Source organism: Mesorhizobium sp. WSM4904, from assembly GCF_029674545.1.
Taxonomy (GTDB): domain Bacteria; phylum Pseudomonadota; class Alphaproteobacteria; order Rhizobiales; family Rhizobiaceae; genus Mesorhizobium.
Genome location: NZ_CP121354.1, coordinates 2080887 through 2100388 on the forward strand (window position 1 = coordinate 2080887; position 19502 = coordinate 2100388).

Below are 19502 nucleotides of genomic sequence, written 5' to 3' on the forward strand. Positions count from 1 at the left end.
GCCGGCTCCTCACGGCAGTTGGGCGACGAGGGCGGCCGAATTCGAGACGGCGCCGAAGACGCCGCCCTGCATCTTGATCATCTTGATCGCCGCCAGATGGTTGCCGTAGTCGGTCGCCCCGCAGCAATCCTCCAGCATCACGCATTCGAAGCCGCGATCGTTGGCCTCGCGCATGGTGGTGTGCACGCAGACATCGGTAGTGATGCCGGTGAGCACGATGTTCTCGATGCCGCGCTGGTTGAGGATCAATTCGAGGTCGGTGGCGCAGAACGAGCCCTTGCCCGGTTTGTCGATGATCGGCTCGCCCTCGGCCGGGTAGAGGTCGGGGATGATGTCCCAGCCCGGTTCACCTCGCACCAGGATGCGCCCGCAGGGGCCGGGATCGCCGATGCCGGCATTGATGCGGCGCGAGCGCCAGCGCTTGTTGGCCGGCAGGTCGGCGAGGTCGGGGCGATGGCCCTCGCGCGTGTGGATGATGGTGTAGCCCTTCGCCCGCATGGCGGCGAGCACAGATTTGATCGGCTCGATCGGCGCCCTGACCAGCGACAGGTCATAGCCCATATGGTCGACATAGCCGCCAGGCCCGCAGAAATCGGTCTGCATGTCGATGATGATCAGCGCCGTGTTGTCCGGCCGCAGATCGCCATTGTAGGGCCAGGGATAGGGATCGGCGTCGATGTAGCGCTGGGTGATCTCGGCTCTGGCGTTCATGGCAAAAACTCCGGTCTCGCGAGCGGCACGTGGTGCGCGGTCATTTGGTGATCGACAGTTCGCCTGGAGCGCCGGCGAGCGTGCGGCTCGGCGACGAGGTGGCGATCATGATGACGAGGGTGAGGATGTAGGGCGCGGCGTAGAAGAGGTAGTAGCCCTGGGTGACGCCCACCGACTGCAGCGCCGGGCCGAGCGCGCCGGCGCCGCCGAACAGCAGCGCGGCGGCAAAGCAGCCGAGCGGGTTCCAGCGGGCGAAGATGACCAACGCCACCGCCATCAGCCCCTGGCCCGACGAGATGCGCTCGGTCCAGCTGCCGGGATAATAGAGCGACAGATAGGCGCCGCCGATACCGGCCAGCGCACCGCCGACGCCGGTGGCCAGCAGGCGCACCGTGTTGGGGTCGAGGCCCATGGCGCGCGCGGCATCGGCGCTGTCGCCGACCACGCGCACGATCAGGCCGATGCGCGTGTTGCGGAACGCCCACCAGAGGAAAGCCGCGAGCGCGGCACCAATAAGGAACAGCACGTTGACGTTGAGCGCCGCCTGCACCTGAGGGATGTCGGACCAAGCGCCAAAGGGGATCGCCGGCAGGTCCGGCGCCGAAGGCTGGATGAAGGGCTTGCCGAAGAAGAAGGCGAGACCGGTGCCGAACAGCATCAGGGCGATGCCGATGGCGATATCGTTGACCTTCGGGAATTTGCAGATCCAGCCGTGGAAGAGGCCGAAGCAGAGGCCGGCGACCGCCGCCGCCAAAAGGCCGAGCCATGGCGAGCCGGTCATCACCGCCACCGCATAGGCGCTCATGGCGCCGAACACCAGCGTGCCCTCGAGGCCGAGATTGATGCGGCCCGAGCTTTCGGTGATGGCTTCGCCGAGCGAGACGAAGATGAAGGGGGTGGACACGCGGATAGCGCCGCCCAGCATGGCGAGCGGCACGCCCCAGAGGCCGATGTCGATGGCTTCCATCAGACAGTCCCCTTCAAGGAATCGGGCCTCTGCCAGAGGTCGGGATTGAAGAGCTTGAAGCGGCCGTAGAAGGTCTCGCTGAACAGGATGACGATGAACAGCATGCCCTGCAGCACCAGAACGGTCGCGTCGGGCAGGTCCATGCGGCGCTGGATGAGCCCGCCGGACGCGTCGATGCCGCCAAGCAGGAAGGCGACGGGGATGATGGCAAGCGGATTGTGGCGGGCAAGGAAAGCGACGAGGATGCCGGTATAGCCGTAGCCGGCAGCCAGCGAGCCGTTGGCGCTGCCCTGCACGGCCGCTACCTCGAGCATGCCGGCAAGGCCGGCGAAGCCGCCCGCCAGCGCGGTGAAGCCGACGATCAGCGGACCGACGGCAAGCCCCTGCACCTGCGCCGCTCTGACATTGCCGCCGGCGATGCGGGCGGCGAAGCCCCAGCGGGTCTTCTCGATCAGCAGCCAGGAGAGCACGCAGGCGAGGATGCCGACGACGAGGCCCCAGTGCACTTCCATGCCCGGGATGTTGCCGACGCGGTAGATATCGGCCAGCGGCTGGGTCGAGGGTTTGTTGAGCGAGGCGGGGTCGCGCAGCGGCCCTTCCACCAGATGGTTCATCAGTGCGATGGCGATATAGGCCATCAGCAGGCTGGAGATGGTCTCGTTGACGGCGCGGTAGTGACGCAACGCGCCGACGGCACCTATCCAGATGCCGCCGGCGGCCACGCCCCCCACGCCCATGAGGAGGATGACGAGAAAAGACGGCGCGCCGTTCAGCGCCACGCCGATGGCGGCCGCGGCGACGCCGCCGAGCACGATCGCGCCCTCGCCGCCGATGACGACCAGGCCAAGGCGCGCCGGCAGCGCCACGCAGAGTGCCGCAAGCAAGAGTGGCGCGCCGCGCGACAGCGAATTCTGGATCGAGAACCAGGAGCCGAAGCCGCCCCGCCACATCGTCTCGTAGAGCTGGACAGGCGATTTGCCGACCATCGCGATGAACAGGCTGAACAGCAGCATGCCGGCGACCAGCGCGGCGAGCGGAATGACGAAGGCCTCTGCCCGCCTGGCGATCCATTCGAGCGCCGTTCGGTATCCCCTCGCATCGAGGATGGCCCGCACGTCCGTACCGCTCACCGCTTCCGTCATCGCCTCGTCTCCCTTGGCCCGCTCAGGCGGTCGAGCCGACGACGCCCTCGACGAGATAGTCCATGCTTTCGAGCTCGATGGCTGTCTCGACGAAGGCCTGGCCTTCGGTGGCGACGACGGCGCCTTTGTTGCTCTTCAGCGGTCCCTTGATGACGGAGAAGCCGCCCTTCATCATTTCGGCCAGCGTGGCGTCGAACTGCTTGCGCGCGGCTTCGCCGACGGCGGGCCCGAGCGGACTCATCTTGACGAAGCCGTCGGCCAGGCCGCCGCGCGTGAAATTGGGCAGCGGCTTGCCGGCGACGAGATCGTCGACGAACATCTTGTAGACCTTGGCCCAGTTCCACTCCGCGCCGGTCAGATATTTTTCCGGCGCCAGCGGACTTTGGTTGGCGTGGTAGCCGCAGACGAAGGCGCCGCGCCCGGCGGCCGTCTCGACCACCACCTTGGGACTGTCGACATGGCAGGTGATGACGTCGGCGCCCTGGTCGACCAGCGCGTTGGTGGCCTCGGCCTCCTTGACCGCCAGCGACCATTCTCCGGTGAAGATCACCTGGCAGGTGATCGCCGGATCGACCGAGCGCGCGCCGAGCAGGAAGGAGTTGATGTTGAGCAGCACCTGCGGGATCGGCTTGGCGGCGACGAAGCCGAGTTTCTTCGATTTGGTGGTGTGTCCGGCGACGACGCCGTTCAGGTACTGACCCATGCCGATATAGCCGAAATAGGAGCCGGCGTTGATCGGATGCTTGTCCTTGTTCCACATGCCGCCGCAATGGCGGAACTGCACGTCGGGGAACTTGGCGCACATGGCCAGCATATGCGGATCGAAATAGCCGAATGAAGTCGGGAAGATCAGCGAGGCGCCGTCGAGATTGATCATCGATTCCATCGTCTTCTGGACGTCGACCGTCTCGGGAACGTTCTCTTCCTCGACGATGGAAATGCCTTCGATGCCCTTCAGCGTCGCAGCCCCTTCGGCATGCGCCTGGTTGTAGCCATAGTCGTCCTTCGGGCCGACATAGATGAAGCCGACGGTCGCGGAGGCGGCGCGCGCGGCGCGGATCGGAAAGGCTGCCGAGGCCAGACCGAGAGCCGCTCCGACGGCGGAGGTCTTGAGCAGGTCGCGGCGGCTAAGCATGAATCTCTCGGTCATTTTCGAATGCTCCCCTTTCTTGGACCCGGCGCGGGTCGGTTAACGTCTCGTCAAGAAAGTGCATGCAATCGCTATGCCAGTTTCATGGCGATATTTTATGTAATAAAATCAATAGATGACTTTAGCGGGTCTGCATAAATGCGAGGCAAGTGCATGCACTTTTTGCCTGAGAAATGGCCAATTTGACATGTTGGCCAAAATCTAGGCATACAGAGATGCGACTTGAGTCGAAATCAGCCCGCAGGCCCCCAAGGCCGCGGGTCCGGGTATGAGAAGCCGGACGGGAGGAGGCGTGTCGGGAAAGCGCTTGGTCAGGTCGGGCACGACCGTGGATCAGATGGTGAGGGCGATCGCGGACCGCATCGTCACCGGCTATCTGCGCCCCGGCGAAAGGCTCGACGAGATCTCGCTCGCCGCCCGTTTCGACGTCTCGCGCACGCCCGTCCGAGAGGCGCTCGGTCACTTGAGCGCGATGGGGCTGGTCGAAAGACGGCCCAACCGGGGCGCCATCGTCGCGGTGATCACGCAGGAACATCTGGCCTCTATGTTCGAGAGCATGGCCGAGCTGGAAGCGATCTGCGCGCGCTTCTCGGCCGAGCGCATGACCGCTGCCGAGCGTCGATCGCTTGAGATGGAGCATCAGGCATCGGCGCGGCTCGTGCAGCTCCGCGCCGAGGAGGACTACGAGTATTTCAACACCGAGTTCCACAGCAGGCTCTATCGCGGCGCCCACAACACGCATATCCACGATTTGACCGTGGCGACCCGCAGCCGGCTGGCGCCGTTCCGGCGCGCGCAGTTCATGCTGCCGGGCCGGCTGGCCAAGTCCTGGCAGGAGCATGATGTGATCGTTACCGCGATCATGCGCGGCGATGCGGCGGCTGCCGGCAAGGCCGCCCGCGATCATGTATCGATCGTCAGCGAGGCGAGCGCGGTGTTCGCGGCCGTCGACCCGATGGAACCGAAGGTCAGCCGATCCGCGCGTCGATGATTTCGACGAAACGCGCGAAGAGGCCTGCCTGCGACTTTATCTTGAGCTTGCGGTAGATGTTGCGGCGGTGGACCTTGACCGTCCCGGGCACGATCCTGAGCGCCCTGGCGATCGATTCCGTCGAATGGCCCTGGAGCACAAGGTCGACGACCTGCTTTTCGCGCGAGGTCAGCGACAGGCTCTTCCAGATATGGGCGCGATCCAATTCATTGGCCGTCGCGACGGTCTCGCCCGGCGGCGGAACCGCGACTTCGTCGGCGGGCAAAGTCGGCCAGCGCAGTCTGCAGAAGCCGACCACCGCCGGCGCCATGTCGCGCAGCAGCCTGGCGTCGGCGGTTCCGAACGGCCCCGATGCGCGCAGTCGCATCAGCGACAGCACCAGCGCATCCTTGCCGGCCAGCGGCACGAAGAAGCCCACCTCCTCGGCGAGCCGGGTCTGGCTGTAATAGGAGCGGTAGTATTCGCTGGCATAGAAGCGGTCCGGTGCCAGCTCGCGCATGCGCCAGAACCCTTCCTTGCGCTCGACCGCGGCGTGGTGGAAGGGGTCGAGCAGATAAGGCCCTTCCTGATAGAGCGCGACAAAGATGTGGCTTTCGGCCGGCGAGAAGGTCTCGAACAAGAGCGGCGGCCGCGCCGAACCCCGATAGCCGAAGATCACGCAATGGTCGAAGCGGACATGTCCGCGCAGCCAGCCGACGATCGCCTCGCCGAAATGGTCGCCGCCGGTCTCGCGCGTCGCGGCGATGACGGCAGCTAAAGCGTTGTAGTCATCACTGCGGGAGGTGGCCAATTCGTACCCCTCTGAACGATAAAATCGGCTAAATATACCACCTGCGAGGTATATACTAGCTGCCATTGGCTCTGCTAGCGTCACGACATTGCCTCACGCTGTCGCTGGAGCCCGTGGCTTGACTGCAGTGCCCGATATCGAGTTTCGCGCGGTCACCAAGCGCTACGGCGCCGTCACGGCGGTCAGCGGCATAGACCTTGCCATCCCGCCTTCCGCTTTCGTCGCGCTGCTCGGTCCGTCCGGCTGCGGCAAGACGACGTGCCTGCGCATGATCGGCGGCTTCGAGCAGCCGAGCGAGGGCCAGGTGCTGATCCGCGGCCGCGACATGGCCGGAACGCCGCCCTACCGGCGCCCGGTCAACATGGTGTTCCAGCAATATGCGCTGTTTCCGCATCTCGATGTCGAGGACAACATCTCCTACGGCCTGCGCCAGGCGAGGCCGCGCTTGTCGTCGCGCGAGATATCCTCAAAGGCAGGCGAGGCGCTGGCGATGGTGCAACTCGCCGGTTACGGACGCCGCAAGATCCACGAGCTTTCCGGCGGCCAGCAGCAGCGTGTCGCGCTCGCCCGCGCGCTGGTCAACAAGCCGGCGGTGCTTCTTCTCGACGAGCCGCTGGCGGCGCTCGACAAGAAATTGCGCACCGACATGCAGATCGAGCTGCAGAACCTGCAGCGCGAGATTGGCATCACCTTCGTGCTGGTCACCCACGACCAGGAGGAAGCGCTGTCGATGAGCGACTTCGTCTGCGTCATGAATGGCGGCCGCGTCGTCCAGATCGGCCAGCCAAGCGAGATCTATGACGAGCCGGCCGATCTCTTCGTCGCCGACTTCGTCGGCAAGACCAATCTCTTGAGCGGCAAGGTGGCCGGGCTCTCCCGCGGCCTCGTCGACGTCGCGCTTGCCGACGGCACGGTGATTTCCGCGCGCAAGCGGGCGCCGCTTAGCCCCGGCGAGGCGGTATCCGTCAGTTTGCGGCCGGAATCGCTCAGCCTCTCGGCACTGGGAGGCGGCAGCCTGAAGGGCGTCGTCCGCAACCGGATTTTTCTGGGCTCGACAGCCGAATACGCGATCGAGGTCCAGGGCATCGGATCACTGCTCGCCAAGGCCGATCACGCGATCGGCCAGGGCAATCTTTTCAAGCCGGGCGAACCCGTCGCCATCGGCTTTGCCGTCGGAGCGCCGCTGGCGTTTCCGCAGCCTGAGAACAACGGGACCAACCAGAGGGAAGACCATGTCGAAATCCTATCGTGACGGACTGCCGATAAGCCCCGAAAAATTCGTCGATCAATTGATGCGCCTGAAGCGCGGCTCGATCAGCCGTCGCGACTTCCTCGGCCTTACCGGTCTTGGCGTCGCGACCGCGGTGATGGCGCGCGAGCTCGGCATCATGCCGACGCCGGCCTTTGCCGCCGAGAGCCTCGGCGACCGCATGTCGATCGCCACCTGGCCAAATTATCACGACCCGGCGACGTTCGAGAATTTCAAGGCCGAGACGGGTGTGGCCGTCGAGGTCAACGTCTTCGGGTCGAACGAAGAGATGCTGGCCAAGCTGCAGGCCGGCGGCTCGGGCTGGAGCCTGTTCGTGCCGACCAACTATACGATCTCGACCTACAAGAAGCTCGGCATCATCGAGCCGCTGGACATGGCCAAGCTCGGCAATTTCGACGGCACCAAGGAAGATGCGCGCTTCACCGCGGAAGGCACGATCGACGGCACGATCTACGCCGTGCCGAAGAACTGGGGCACGACCGGCTTCGCCGTCAACACCAAGAAGCTCACGAAGCCGATGTCGAGTTGGAAGGAGTTCTGGGATACGGCGATGACCGAGGCCGACGGCCGCACCATGGTGCACGACTACCAGCTCACCACGATCGGCAACGCGCTGAAATATTACGGCTATTCCTTCAACTCGCTGAAGCAGGACGAGCTCGCCAAGGCCGAGGAATTGCTGCTCAAGGTCAAGCCGCATCTGTTCGCGGTGTCGAGCGACTACCAGCCGGGAATGCGCGCGGGCGATGCCTGGATGACGATGTGCTGGACCAATGACGGCGCGCAGCTTCACCGCGACATCCCCGAGATCGCCTATGTGCTCGGCAAGGAGGGCGGCGAGATCTGGACCGACTTCTACGCCATCCCGAAGGATGCGCCGAACAAGCCCGCCGGCTATGCGCTGCTCAACTATCTCATGAACCCGAAGGTCGCGGTGAAGGAGCATCTGGCCAACGGCGCGCCCTCGACCGACGCGCGGGTCAACGCGCTGCTGCCGAAAGAGGTGCTCGACAATCCGATCCTCTATCCGGCGGCCGACCTGTTGAAGCCGCTCGAGTTCGGCGCCGCGGCGACGCTTACCGATCCGGGTCGCGCCGAGCTGATGGCGCGCTTCAAGGCCGCGTGAGGCAAGGGACCAACTCCAGTCAAGTTCTTACCACCGGCGGGCAAATGTCCGCCGGTCCCGAAGCGGCTTTCTCGATGCGCGGCAGTCTCTTTCGCAAGAATTTCCTGACGGCGCTGCTGCTCGCTCCGGCGACGCTATGGCTTGTCGTGTTCCTGGTCCTGCCCTTCGTGGCCATCGCCATCTTCAGCGTCGGCGAGCGGGCGCCCGAGGGCGGCTACCAGGCCGCGCTGACGCTCGCGCAATACGCCAACCTGCCGGCGCGGGCGACAGCCTTCTGGAACACCATGGTGCTGGCGCCGGTCGGCGCGCTCGCCTGCCTCATCGTCGCTTACCCGGTCGCCTATTATCTGGCGCTGCGGGCGCCGCAGCGCTGGCGGCTGATCCTGCTCGCGCTGATCGTCATCCCGTTCTGGACAAGCCTGCTGATGCGCACCTATGCCTGGATGTACATCCTCGGCGGGCGCGGCATTCCGGCCCTGCTCGCCTATGTCGGCATCGAGGATCTGAGACTCATCAACACGCCGGGCGCGGTGCTGCTCGGCATCGTCTACGGCTATCTGCCGCTGATGATCCTGCCGATCTATGTCAGCCTCGAGCGGCTCGACCGCCGGCTGCTGGAAGCCTCCGCCGATCTCGGCGCGACGCCCTTGTCGACCTTCCTCGGCGTGACGCTCAGGCTGTCGCTACCCGGCGTGATGACCGGCTTCTCGCTGGTGATGATCCTCTTGCTCGGCGAATACCTGATCCCGACGCTGCTCGGCGGCGGCAAGGTGTTCTTCATCGGCAACGCGCTGGTCGATCTCTTCCTGCAGTCGCGCAACTGGCCGTTCGGATCGGCGATCGCCATCACGCTGGTTGCGGTCTCGGTGGTGGTGCTGATCGTCGCCAACCGCATCTCGACCCGGCTTTCGGGCGCCCGCCGCGTGGACCTGATTTGATGCGCGCCTTCGTCGTTGCCGTCTTTGCCTTCCTCTATCTGCCGATCGCGCTGGTCGTGCTGTTCTCCTTCAATGCCGGTCAGCACGCCAGCGAGTTCACCGGCTTCTCGGCGCAATGGTACGGCAAGGCGCTGTCCAATCCGTTCCTGGTCGAGGCGCTGAAGAACAGCCTGTTCATCGCCACCACCAGCGCGCTGCTGGCGGCCGTCTGCGGCACGGCCGCGGCGCTTGGGCTGCAGCGCGTCGGCGCGCGGATGCGAGCGCTCTTCGATGCGCTGCTGGGCGCCGCCATCGTCGTTCCAGGCGTGGTCATCGGCATCTCGACGCTGGTGGCGCTGGTGCAGCTCTTCGCCGTCGTCAATCCGTTCCTTGCTTCGCTGTGGCCGACCGACCAGCCGCCGCGCCTCGCGCTCGGCTACGGCTCGATCATCGCCGCGCACGGCCTGTTCTCGATGGCGCTGGTGACGATGATCGTCGGCACCCGGCTCGGCAGCCTCGACCGCAACCTGGTCGAGGCATCGAGCGATCTCTATGCCACGCCGCTGACGACGTTCCGCTCGATCGTGCTGCCGCAGATCATGCCGGCGATGATCGCCGGCTTCCTGCTCGCCTTCACCTTCTCCTTCGACGATTTCATCATCGCCTTCTTCGTCGCCGGCGCTCAGACGACGCTTCCGATCTACGTCTTTGCCTCGATCCGGCGCGGCGTGACGCCGGAGATCAACGCCGTCGCCACGATCGTGCTCGCCGCCTCGGTCCTGCTCGTCCTGCTCGCGCAATCGCAACTCGGCCGACGAAAACCATCGCGTTGAAAGACAAGCCCATGATTTTGAAAGATCGCATTGCCGTGGTGACGGGCGCCGGGTCGGGGATCGGACGCGCCGGCGCCATGATCATGGCGAGGGAAGGGGCGGTCGTGGTGATCGCCGACCGCGATCCGGCGGCCGGCGAAGCCACGGCGTCGGATATCCGCGAAGCCGGCGGCCGCGCCGAAGCGGTCGCCACCGATGTCGGCGACGACACGGCGGTAGAGGGCCTCATAACCGGAACGCTCGACAAGCACGGACGGATCGACATCCTGCACAGCCATGCCGGCATCCAGGTCGGCGGCACGCTGACGGAAGTGAGCACCGGCGGCATGGACGCCTCATGGCGGATCAATGTGCGGGCGCAGTTTCTGGCGGCGAAAGCCGTCATGCCTTCGATGATCGCGCAGGGCGGCGGGGTGATCCTCAACACGGCCTCGAATTCCGGCGTCTTCTACGACCGCGAGATGATTGCCTATGCCACGTCCAAGCATGCCGTGGTGGCAATGACCAGGCAGATGTCGCTCGACTATGCAAGGCACAATGTGCGCATCAACGCGCTTTGCCCAGGCTGGGTCGACACGCCGTTCAACGAGCCGTTCATCGCCCAGATGGGCGGGCGCGATGCGATCGAAAACTATGTCCGCACCAAGATCCCGATGGGGCGCTGGGCGAGCGCGGAGGAGATCGCCGAAGCCATCCTGTTCCTCGTCTCCGACCGCTCGTCCTTCATGACCGGCCAGGCGCTGGTCGTCGATGGCGGCGAGAGCATCGGCTGAGGTTCTTTGGCGAAGCTCCTACCGGTCGGCGGGATTGCGGAACGCCGGATCGCGGCGTCGCGAATAGGTGTCGATGCGCGGCAGACGGTCGGGGAATTCCAGCCAAGGCAGCCGCAGGCGCCAATAGGCATGCGCCTGTGGCCGGAACCGCTCCGGATGATCGAGGAATCCGATGGTGACATAGAGCTCGTCGCTCAGCCCTTCGTCGCGATAGGTGATCGAGGTGCCGCATTTTTCGCAGAAGCCGCGAACGACGCCTCGGGTCTTCGAGAATTCCCGGGGCTGGCCGCGGGTCAGCCGGAACTGGCGCGGGCGGTAACCGACCCAGATGGTCATGGGACTTCCGATCGCCCGGCGGCAGTCGTCATCATGGTCGAAGCAGATCCAGAAAGGATCGCCTTGCATCTCGGCGGCGACCGCACCGCAAAAACATGCCCCCGTTTCGATTCTGCTTTCCATCCTGTCGCTCCCGGTCGTGTTGAAGATCGTTCTGTTCGGGAACATCAAAGGCAGCATCCGGTTCCTTACGGCCATTCGACGCTAATGCGGGCCTTGTTCCGAGGGCCGGGCTTGCGCTGGGAGCGACGATCGGTCAAACCATAGGCCAGGTTCCTTGACGAGGCTTGCCGTGCAAGTGGCAAAAAGGCTTTCCCGCTCTCGGCCGCTTTCAGTTTCGGCCGCAAGAAACCGCGCTTCGGCGGGGTGTCACTAATCATGCGCTGTTGCCGGCACGAGAACCTGCAACGCGCCGAGGAGACCAAGGTCGGCTCGCACGTCGTTCGTGACGGCTGGACCGAGGGGGTAGCAGGGACGCTCATTCCGGCCTCTCGGCCGGCCATCAGGCGGGCGTCCGTCATTCAGATAACGCAGCTTATTTAACGCTCAAACCGAAACGGACGTGCCCGCCGAAGCGATTTCTCCTTCGTACGGACATGACCGATGCCTGACAAACAAGACTTTTCCAGCAGCGCCGATCCGCAAAGCTGGCTGACCACGCATGGAATAAACGAGGTCGAGTGCCTCGTTCCCGACGTCAACGGCGTGCTGCGCGGCAAGGCTTTGCCGGCGGCCAAGTTCCTCAAGTCGCTCGAGGACCGGGCGCTCTATTTGCCGAGCAGCGCCTTCCTGGTCGCCATCGACGGCCGCTATTCCGGTTCCATCGACGAGGGGTTCGCCTATCAAGACCCCGACATGCGCATGGTGCCCGACCTTTCGACGCTCAGCCTTGCGCCCGGCGGCGGCTCCGGTAAGGCCTATGTCTTTGCCGATACGTTCCACATGGACGACCGGCCCTGGATGGCTTCGCCGCGCCATGTGCTGCGGGCCGTGCTCGATCTCTACCGCCGGCGCGGCTGGCGTGCGGTGATGGCGCCGGAGCTCGAATTCTACCTCACGGCGCCAAATCCAGATCCGGATCGGCCGCTGACCGCGCCGGTCGGACGCAACGGCCGGCCGGAAAGCGTGCAGCATCCCTACGACATGCAGGCGCTGGAGGAATTCGAAACGGTGACGCGGCGCCTCTACGACCACGCCGCCATCGCCGGCCTGCCGCTCGACACACTGATCCACGAATCCGGCACCGCGCAGCTCGAGATCAACTTCCTGCACGGCGATCCGCTGGCGCTGGCCGACAAGGTGCTGTTGTTCAAGCGCATGGCGCGGCAGGCGGCGCAGGCGAGCGGCATGCACGCCACCTTCATGGCGAAGCCGATCGCGGCGCAGGCCGGCAGCTCGATGCATCTGCACATGTCGATCGTCGACGAAAGCGGCGAGCCATTGTTCGCCGGCAAAGACGGCGAGGATAGCGCGATGTTCGCGCAGTTCATCGGCGGCCTGCAGAAATACATCCCTGAAATCATGCCGCTGTTTGCACCCAACGTGAACTCGTATCGCCGAATCCGGCCTGGGCACAGCGCGCCGGCCAACATCGAATGGTCGCATGACAACCGCTCCTGCGGCCTGCGCGTGCCGATAGGCGGGCGGGCGGCTCGGCGGGTCGAGAACCGGCTTCCCGGCGCCGACGCCAATCCATATCTCGCCATGGCCGGTTCGCTGATCGCCGGCTATCTCGGCATCGAGGAGAAGCTCGACCGCTCGGCGGAAGCTTTCGGCAATGCCTATCGAAGCCAGAGCACGCTGCCGAAAACCATGGAGGAAGCGCTCGACCGCTTCGCCGCCTGCGAGCCGGTGCGGGCGCTGGTCGGCGAGGATTTCTTCCAGACCTATCTGCGCGTGAAGAGCGTCGAGCTCGATCTGTTCCAGACTGTCGTGACGTCGTGGGAACGCGACCATCTGCTGCTCAAGGTGTGACCATGGCTCGTTCGACAGGTTTCAATTCCGGTCTCGATATCGGCAAATCCTACTATGTCGCCACCGCCAATCCGGCGCCGGACCATCAGCCACTCATCGGCGACGTCGAGGCTGACCTCGTAGTGGTCGGCGGCGGCTGCACCGGGCTTTCGGCTGCACTTCACGCGGCCGAACGCGGCCTGAAGGTGGTGCTGCTCGAAGGCGGCAAGATCGGCTGGGGCGCCTCCGGCCGCAATGGCGGCCAGATGATCCCCGGCTTGCGCAGGGGCGCCAAGGGGCTGGTCAAGGCGTTCGGGCCGGAACGGGCGAAGGCGCTGTTCGACCTCGCCTTCGAGGCACGCGGGCTGGTGCTCGACATCATCGAGCGCCACGGCATCGAGTGCGACCTGCGCCTGACCGGTCATCTGGTCGGCGCGGTCAACGGCTCCGACATGCGCGACTTCGAGGAAGAGGCAGAGTGCCTCGCCAAGGTTATGGACTTTACCGATGTCGAGGTCCTGTCGGCGGCGCAGGCGCGGCAGATGGTGGACACGCCCTATCAGGGCGCGGTCTTCGAGAGGCTCGGCGGCCACATGCATCCGCTGAACTATACGCTGGGGCTGGCGCGCGCCGCAGTCGGCGCCGGCGTTATGATCCACGAGAACTCGGTCGCCGTCCGGCTGGAGCGCGAGCCGTCCATCCGGGTCTTCACCGACAAGGGTTCGGTCCGCGCGCGTCATGTCGTGTTGGCCGGCGATGCGCTGCTGGAAGGGCTCGAGCCGCGCGTCAACAGCCGCATCATGCCGATCGGCAACTACATCGTTGCCACCGAGCCTTTGGGCGGGCGCAATGTCATACCGTCCAATGTCGCGGTTTCGGACACGCTCTTCGTCGTCAACTATTACCGCATGTCGGCGGACGGCCGGCTGCTGTTTGGCGGCGGCGAGCGCTATACGCCTTCGCCGCCGGCCGACATTGCCGGTTTCGTGCGGCCGCATATGGAAAAGACCTTCCCGCAGCTCGGAGGCTGCCGGATCGATCACGCCTGGGGCGGGCTGGTGTCGGTGACGACGTCACGCCTGCCGCATGTCGGGCACTACGGCGAGGTCTATTTCGCGCATGGCTATTCCGGCAAGGGCGCCATCCTGTCGACGCTGTCGGGCAAACTGCTCGCGGAAGCGATCACGGGGGACGCCTCGCGGCTCGACCTGTTCTCGACGCTGACGCCGCTGCCGTTCCCCGGCGGCACTGCGCTGCGCGGCCCGCTCTATGTGCTCGGCATGCTGTGGTATGCAATGCGCGATCGGCTGAGACATTAGGGTCTGTTGATATTCAGGTGAGGCGGCCTGCAAATGGTGGCTTCCTGCGCTTCCGGTGCTCACGTACTTTGAGTATGCTCCGCTCCGGTTCTCGGAAGCCATCATTTTCGGCTCGGCCTGACCTCAATCTCAACAGACCCTGGGCTGGCTTTCCCTTTCCCGGCGTGGCTAATGTCCTGAGGCCGGGAACGAAATCCCGGGAAGGAAGAGCGATGAATATCGAGCCTGGACGGCTGACGAAGAAGGAGCGACATGAGCTGATCCTGTCGGAAGTCCGGCGCTCGGCGTCGATCCGCATCTCGAAGCTCGCCCGGCGCATCGGCGTCGCCGGCGAGACCATCCGACGCGATCTCATCGAGCTCGGCGAAGCGGGGCTCATCAACCGCACCTATGGCGGTGCGACGATCTCGCTGATGACGTCCGAACCGGTGATCGCCGAACGCGGCCTCACCCTGGTCGAGGAGCGCGCCCGCATCGGGCGCGGTGCCGCGAGCCTGGTCGAGAACGGCCGCATCGTGATGATCGATGGCGGATCGACGACCTACGAGGTCGCGCGCAGCCTTTCCCAGTTGCGGCGAGATATCACCCTCATCACCAACTCGGTCGGCATCGCATCGGTCGCCGGCGCCAACCAGAGCTTCCGTGTCATCCTCTGCCCGGGCACCTATGACGGGCGCGAGGCTGCCGTGCTTGGCGAGGACACGGTCGAGTTCGTGCGCCGCTACAATGCCGATGTGGCGATCATCGGCGCGTCGGCCGTCAATGCCGAGGGGCCGAGCGACATGGTTTCGGGCGCGGCCGCCGTGAAGCGCGCGATGATGGCCCGATCCTTGTCGACGATGCTGGTCGTCACCAACGACAAATTCGGCCGCAGCAGCCTGGAACGCGTTTGTGCGCTGAGCGATATTTCCGACGTCGTCACCGACAGCGAGCCAGCGGCCGAGCTGCGCACCGCCGTCGACGAGGCAGGCGGCGAACTGCACGTCTTTGCCGGAGACTGAATGGATATCGGTTAAGCGTCCCTGTTGGTCAGCGCGATATGGCAGCAGCCGGAGCCATGGCCGGGCGTCCAGGTGACGTTGGCGAAGCGCACGCCGGTCGCCTCGAACAGGCCGCGGTCGAAGGCGCCGGCAATGCGGCAGAGCGTGGCCAGCTTTTCCTCGCTGACGCCGGCCTCGACCCAAGCGTCCTTCAGCGGGCAACGCTTGACCTTGAAGGCGATGTGGTCCGGCCCGCGATCGACATGGGTCGGATACATTCGGCCATCATCAGGGCTGACGGCCAGGAACGCTTCGCCGATCGCTGGTGCGTCGTTGGGGCCGAAATCGGCGAAAGCCGCCGCCGCGACCTCCCGGCCGCGCTTTTCGATGGTGCGGATCATCACCGCTTCGGCCTTCTCGGCACCGAGCTCGGCGGTCAGCTCGTCGAGGAAGAGGCGATAGAGATCGGCCCGGTTGCGGAAAGCGGAGTCGAGCTCGCGCGACAGTTTTTCGGCTCTGGCTGTTTCGGGATCGGTCATGGCGTTGTGATCCTGCTCAATTTCGGCGTTGCCGCCACCAGCGCCTTGCCGATCGCCGATTGCGGGTCGGCGACGACGGCGCGGGCATCGCCGCTTTCGGCGATCCGGCCAGCGTCGAGGATGACGACGCGATGGGCGACGGCTCGGATGACGCCGAGATCATGCGAAATGAAGAGATAGGCGATCCGTTCCTGTCTTTGCAGGTCGAGCAGCAGTTCCAGGATCTGTCCCCGCACCGACACATCGAGCGCCGAAACGGCCTCGTCGAGCACGATCAGGGACGGCCGCGCGGCGATGGCGCGGGCGATGGCCACGCGCTGGCGTTGGCCGCCGGAAATCTCGTGGATGGCGCGCGCTGCAAGGCCGGCATCAAGACCGACGCGCCCCAGCAGCGCCGCAATATGACGCGGGCGCTCTGCGCGGGAGGCGATGCCATGAATGCGCAACGGGTCGTCCAGCACGCGCGCCACGGTGGCGCGCGGATTAAAGGCGGCGAGCGGATCCTGGAACACCATCTGGAGGCGGGCGCGGCGCGCGCGCAGCGCGGCGCCCGACAGCGCAAGGAAGTCCGCGCCTTCGAATTCGACGCGCCCGGCGTCCGGCTCGATCAGGCGCAGCACCAGCCGCGCGATCGTCGACTTGCCGCTGCCCGACGGGCCGGCGAGCGCCAGCGTCTCGGCCGGGCCGATCTCGAATGAGACATCGTCAACCGCGGGAAAAGGCTTGCCGCCGCGGTAATAGCGCTTGGCAAGGTTGGAGACGGCGAGCAGGCTCATGCCGAAGCGCCCTGCCGGCCAAGCAGCGGCTCGGCGTCGAGGCCGAGATGGGCATCGAGCAGCGTGCGCGTATAGGCATGGCGCGGCGCTTCGACGATCTGGCGGGTCCCGCCGATCTCGACCAATTCGCCATGGCGCAGCACCGCGATGCGCTCGGCAAGCGTGGCGGCGAGCGCGATGTCGTGGCTGATGAAAAGCAACGTCATGCCATCCTCGGCCACCAGCCTGCGGATCAGGGTGACGATCTCGGCCTGGACGATGGTGTCGAGCGCGCTGGTCGCCTCGTCGGCGATCAGCAGTTTCGGTCCGGCGGCGATTGCCGCGGCGATCGCCACGCGCTGCCTCTGGCCGCCGGAAAGCTGGTGCGGGTAAGCGCGCAAGGCGGATTCAGGGTCGAGCAGGCGGACGCGTTCGAGGAGGGTTTTGGCTCGGGCCAGGGATTGGGACCAGCCGAGGCCTAGATGGGTGTGCACGACTTCAGCGATTTGTTTGCCGATCGGCATGACGGGGTCGAGGCTGGAGGAGGGATCCTGGAAGACGAAGCCGATGTCGTGGCCGAGGCGGGGGATGGTATCGCGAGGACGAAAAGGCTGGCGCTCTACGGCGCCCCCCTCTGTCCTGCCGGACATCTCCCCCACTTGGGGGGAGATTGAGCTGTCGCTGCCGCTTTCGCCAATCGCCGGCGCTGCAGGAGGAGAGCCGGCAGCGGAACTGCTGATCTCCCCCCTTGTGGGGGAGATGTCCGGCAGGACAGAGGGGGGCGCGAAGGAACGAGAGGTTTGCGATTTCGGTATCGGCCAACCGATGCTTCCGCCAATCACAGCGGACCCCGCCAACAACCCCGCAATCGCCAGCGCCAGCGTGCTTTTGCCCGAACCGCTCTCGCCGATGATCGCGAGGCGCTCTCCTGCGAGAACATCCAGGCACACACCGTTCAGTGCCGCCACCTCGAGGCCGTCGCGGCTGTAGCGGACAGAGAGATCTCGGATCGAGAGCAGCGCCGTCACGACAGGCTCCTGCGCACCGCGCTGCTTTCGACCACGCCCTCGCCAGCGAGGTAGACGCCGAGCACGGTCAGCACCAGCGCGATGCCGGGAAAGATCGACAGATACGGCGCGGTGCGCAACACGGCCCGGCCTTCGGCAATCATGCCGCCCCAAGTGACGCGGTTGGGATCGCCGAGACCGAGGAAGGAAAGCGCCGCCTCGGTGAGGATGGCCGCAGCCACGATCACCGAGGACAGCGCCAGCACCGGCGGCAAGGCGTTGGGTAGCACCTCGCGAAAGGCGATTTCGAGCGGATGCATGCCGATGACGCGGGCGCCGGCGACATAGTCGCGCTCGCGGATCGACAGCACTTCCGCGCGCGCGACACGCGCCGGTCCGGTCCAGGCGCCGAGTGCTATTGCCGCGACGACCACGCCAAGCGAGGGGCCGACGATGCTGACGAAGGCCAGCGCGAGAAGAAAGCTCGGCACGGTCTGGAAGGCGTCGGTGACGCGCATCAGCACCTCGTCGATCAGGCCTCCGGCAAAGCCGGCCAGCGTGCCGACCACCGCGCCGATAAGGAGCGCCGCGGCGGCCGCCGCCAGACCGACGGCCAGCGAGGTGCGGGCGCCGTGGAAAAGCTCGGCCAGCACGTCGCGGCCGAGCCGGTCGGTGCCGAGCGGCAGCGACCAGTCCTGGAACGGCGGCAGCAGCGCCGGGCCGGCGATCGCCTGAGGATCGCCTGGGAAAAGCAGCGGCGCCGCCAACGCCATTGCGGCCAGCAGGGCGAGGATGAGCGCGCCCGCGATCGCTTCCGGCGCGCGGAAGAAACGAAGCAGCCGGCTCATGCGCCTGCCTCACCGGCGCCGACGCGCGGATCGAGAAAGGCATAGGCGAGGTCGACCAGGAGGTTGATGGCGACGACGAGCACGGCGCTCACCAGGATGATGCCGAGCAGCAGCGGCGTGTCCCGCCCGGCGACGGCTTCCTGCGCCAGCCGGCCGAGGCCTGGCACGGCAAAGACGCTTTCGATGACGACGCTGCCGCCCAGCATCTGCGCCGATTGCAGGCCGAGCATGGTGACCAGCGGCAGGAGCGCGTTGCGGGCGACATGCGCAAGCACGATGCGGCGGCGCGCCAGGCCCCGGGCACGGGCGGCGAGGATAAAGTCCTGGCGCCATGCCTCGGCCATGCCGGCGCGCATCATGCGCAGATAGAGCGCAAGATAGATGAAACCGAGCGCCGAGACCGGCAGCACGAGATGGGTGACGATGTCGGTGGCCCGCGCCAGCCCGGTCTTGCCGGAGGCGATGGTCTCGATGCCGCCGATCGGCAGCCAGCGCAGGTCGACGGCGAAAATCACGATCAAGACCAGGCCAAGCCAGAAACCGGGCACGGCATAAAGCGCCAGCGAGCCGATCGAAAGCAAACGGTCGCGAAAGCTGCCCGGCCGCGCGCCGGCGTAGATGCCGAGCGCCGAGCCGAGGCCGAAGGAGAGCGCGGTGGCGCTGCCCATCAGGATGAGCGTGGTCGGCAGGCGTTCGAGGACGACATCGCGGATTGGCCGCGAGAAGGTGACGGACTGGCCGAGATCGAGATGCAGCAGCGCCCAGAGGTAGTTGGCGAGGCGGGTCAGTTCCGACTGGTCGAGGCCCCAGCGGTGGCGCAGCAATTCGATCATGCCGGCATCGCCGCCGGTCGAGACGATATAGGCGTCGACCGCGTCGCCGGGTGCGGCTTCGAGCAAGAGGAAGCTGCCGATGACGACGATCAGGAGAACGAAGATGCTGCCGACGAGGCGGCGGCGAAGGAGGATGAGGGCGCGGGTCATGGCGCCCTCGAAGGCATGGCGACATGCTGGTTAGGGCTGCGCCCAGGCACCCCCCTCTGTCCTGCCGGACATCTCCCCCTCAAGGGGGGAGATTGGCTGTTATCTCTGGCTT

General features: G+C 65.8%; 20 protein-coding genes. 9 read left to right on the forward strand and 11 right to left on the reverse strand.

All coding sequences use genetic code 11. The features are described 5' to 3' along the window. Positions 1 to 9: 9 nt before the first annotated feature. The 4 genes from QAZ47_RS09890 to QAZ47_RS09905 are packed head-to-tail and all read right to left on the reverse strand — an operon-like array spanning position 10 to position 3970. Entirely contained in the window at positions 10 to 711 is a 702-nt protein-coding gene (locus QAZ47_RS09890; RefSeq protein WP_278233107.1) for an isochorismatase family cysteine hydrolase, read from the reverse strand. Between the two features lie 40 nt (positions 712 to 751). Beyond that, a complete protein-coding gene (locus tag QAZ47_RS09895; RefSeq protein WP_278206558.1) occupies positions 752 to 1678 on the reverse strand; it encodes an ABC transporter permease in 927 nt (308 codons plus the stop codon). Further along, positions 1678 to 2820 (reverse strand): ABC transporter permease, encoded by a 1143-nt coding sequence (locus QAZ47_RS09900; protein WP_278206559.1) that lies wholly within the window; start codon positions 2818 to 2820, stop codon positions 1678 to 1680. Before QAZ47_RS09900 ends, QAZ47_RS09895 begins: the two co-directional genes overlap by 1 nt. A gap of 22 nt (positions 2821 to 2842) precedes the next feature. Then, positions 2843 to 3970: a BMP family ABC transporter substrate-binding protein gene (locus QAZ47_RS09905; protein ID WP_278206561.1), complete on the reverse strand. Its 1128-nt coding sequence runs from the start codon at positions 3968 to 3970 to the stop codon at positions 2843 to 2845. Positions 3971 to 4307: 337 nt separating this feature from the next. On the opposite strand from QAZ47_RS09905, the gene QAZ47_RS09910 reads away from it, so the two are divergent. Then, a complete protein-coding gene (locus tag QAZ47_RS09910; RefSeq protein ID WP_278207811.1) occupies positions 4308 to 4961 on the forward strand; it encodes a GntR family transcriptional regulator in 654 nt (217 codons plus the stop codon). On the opposite strand, the gene QAZ47_RS09915 is transcribed toward QAZ47_RS09910, so the two are convergent. After that, positions 4939 to 5751 (reverse strand): LuxR C-terminal-related transcriptional regulator, encoded by an 813-nt coding sequence (locus QAZ47_RS09915; RefSeq protein WP_278233108.1) that lies wholly within the window; start codon positions 5749 to 5751, stop codon positions 4939 to 4941. The two genes, QAZ47_RS09910 and QAZ47_RS09915, sit on opposite strands and share 23 nt — an antisense overlap. A 118-nt stretch (positions 5752 to 5869) precedes the next feature. Between QAZ47_RS09915 and QAZ47_RS09920 the strand changes: the two genes are divergently transcribed. The 5 genes from QAZ47_RS09920 (at position 5870) to QAZ47_RS09940 (ending at position 10670) form a co-directional block, all read left to right on the forward strand. Next, on the forward strand, positions 5870 to 7003 hold the full coding sequence (locus tag QAZ47_RS09920; protein ID WP_278233109.1) for an ABC transporter ATP-binding protein: 1134 nt from the start codon (positions 5870 to 5872) through the stop codon (positions 7001 to 7003). Next, entirely contained in the window at positions 6984 to 8147 is a 1164-nt protein-coding gene (locus tag QAZ47_RS09925) for a spermidine/putrescine ABC transporter substrate-binding protein (RefSeq protein WP_278233110.1), read from the forward strand. The genes QAZ47_RS09920 and QAZ47_RS09925 overlap by 20 nt, the downstream gene beginning before the upstream one ends. A gap of 74 nt (positions 8148 to 8221) precedes the next feature. Next, on the forward strand, positions 8222 to 9085 hold the full coding sequence (locus QAZ47_RS09930) for an ABC transporter permease (protein ID WP_278233788.1): 864 nt from the start codon (positions 8222 to 8224) through the stop codon (positions 9083 to 9085). Further along, positions 9085 to 9897 (forward strand): ABC transporter permease, encoded by an 813-nt coding sequence (locus QAZ47_RS09935; RefSeq protein ID WP_278233111.1) that lies wholly within the window; start codon positions 9085 to 9087, stop codon positions 9895 to 9897. Before QAZ47_RS09930 ends, QAZ47_RS09935 begins: the two co-directional genes overlap by 1 nt. Positions 9898 to 9908: 11 nt before the next feature. Then, positions 9909 to 10670: a glucose 1-dehydrogenase gene (locus QAZ47_RS09940; protein ID WP_278233112.1), complete on the forward strand. Its 762-nt coding sequence runs from the start codon at positions 9909 to 9911 to the stop codon at positions 10668 to 10670. Between the two features lie 18 nt (positions 10671 to 10688). On the opposite strand, the gene QAZ47_RS09945 is transcribed toward QAZ47_RS09940, so the two are convergent. After that, positions 10689 to 11006: a GFA family protein gene (locus QAZ47_RS09945; RefSeq protein ID WP_278233113.1), complete on the reverse strand. Its 318-nt coding sequence runs from the start codon at positions 11004 to 11006 to the stop codon at positions 10689 to 10691. 603 nt (positions 11007 to 11609) lie between these two features. Here QAZ47_RS09945 and QAZ47_RS09950 point away from each other — a divergent pair. From QAZ47_RS09950 to QAZ47_RS09960, 3 genes are all read left to right on the forward strand, one after another. Continuing rightward, complete coding sequence (locus QAZ47_RS09950) at positions 11610 to 12980, forward strand: glutamine synthetase family protein (protein ID WP_278233114.1); 1371 nt, start codon at positions 11610 to 11612, stop codon at positions 12978 to 12980. Between the two features lie 2 nt (positions 12981 to 12982). Next, entirely contained in the window at positions 12983 to 14278 is a 1296-nt protein-coding gene (locus tag QAZ47_RS09955) for an FAD-binding oxidoreductase (protein ID WP_278233115.1), read from the forward strand. A 212-nt stretch (positions 14279 to 14490) separates the two neighbouring features. After that, positions 14491 to 15279, forward strand: coding sequence for a DeoR/GlpR family DNA-binding transcription regulator (locus QAZ47_RS09960; RefSeq protein ID WP_278233116.1), 789 nt, complete (start codon positions 14491 to 14493; stop codon positions 15277 to 15279). Positions 15280 to 15290: 11 nt separating this feature from the next. On the opposite strand, the gene QAZ47_RS09965 is transcribed toward QAZ47_RS09960, so the two are convergent. Genes QAZ47_RS09965 through QAZ47_RS09985 form a run of 5 tightly spaced genes read right to left on the reverse strand, consistent with a single transcriptional unit; the run spans position 15291 to position 19390 of the window. Beyond that, on the reverse strand, positions 15291 to 15797 hold the full coding sequence (locus tag QAZ47_RS09965; protein WP_278233117.1) for an L-2-amino-thiazoline-4-carboxylic acid hydrolase: 507 nt from the start codon (positions 15795 to 15797) through the stop codon (positions 15291 to 15293). Further along, complete coding sequence (locus tag QAZ47_RS09970) at positions 15794 to 16573, reverse strand: ATP-binding cassette domain-containing protein (RefSeq protein WP_278233118.1); 780 nt, start codon at positions 16571 to 16573, stop codon at positions 15794 to 15796. Before QAZ47_RS09970 ends, QAZ47_RS09965 begins: the two co-directional genes overlap by 4 nt. Next, positions 16570 to 17580 (reverse strand): ABC transporter ATP-binding protein, encoded by a 1011-nt coding sequence (locus QAZ47_RS09975; RefSeq protein ID WP_278233119.1) that lies wholly within the window; start codon positions 17578 to 17580, stop codon positions 16570 to 16572. Before QAZ47_RS09975 ends, QAZ47_RS09970 begins: the two co-directional genes overlap by 4 nt. Then, positions 17577 to 18407: an ABC transporter permease gene (locus tag QAZ47_RS09980; protein WP_278233120.1), complete on the reverse strand. Its 831-nt coding sequence runs from the start codon at positions 18405 to 18407 to the stop codon at positions 17577 to 17579. The genes QAZ47_RS09975 and QAZ47_RS09980 overlap by 4 nt, the downstream gene beginning before the upstream one ends. After that, a complete protein-coding gene (locus QAZ47_RS09985; protein WP_278233121.1) occupies positions 18404 to 19390 on the reverse strand; it encodes an ABC transporter permease in 987 nt (328 codons plus the stop codon). Before QAZ47_RS09985 ends, QAZ47_RS09980 begins: the two co-directional genes overlap by 4 nt. Between the last annotated feature and the right edge of the window lie 112 nt (positions 19391 to 19502).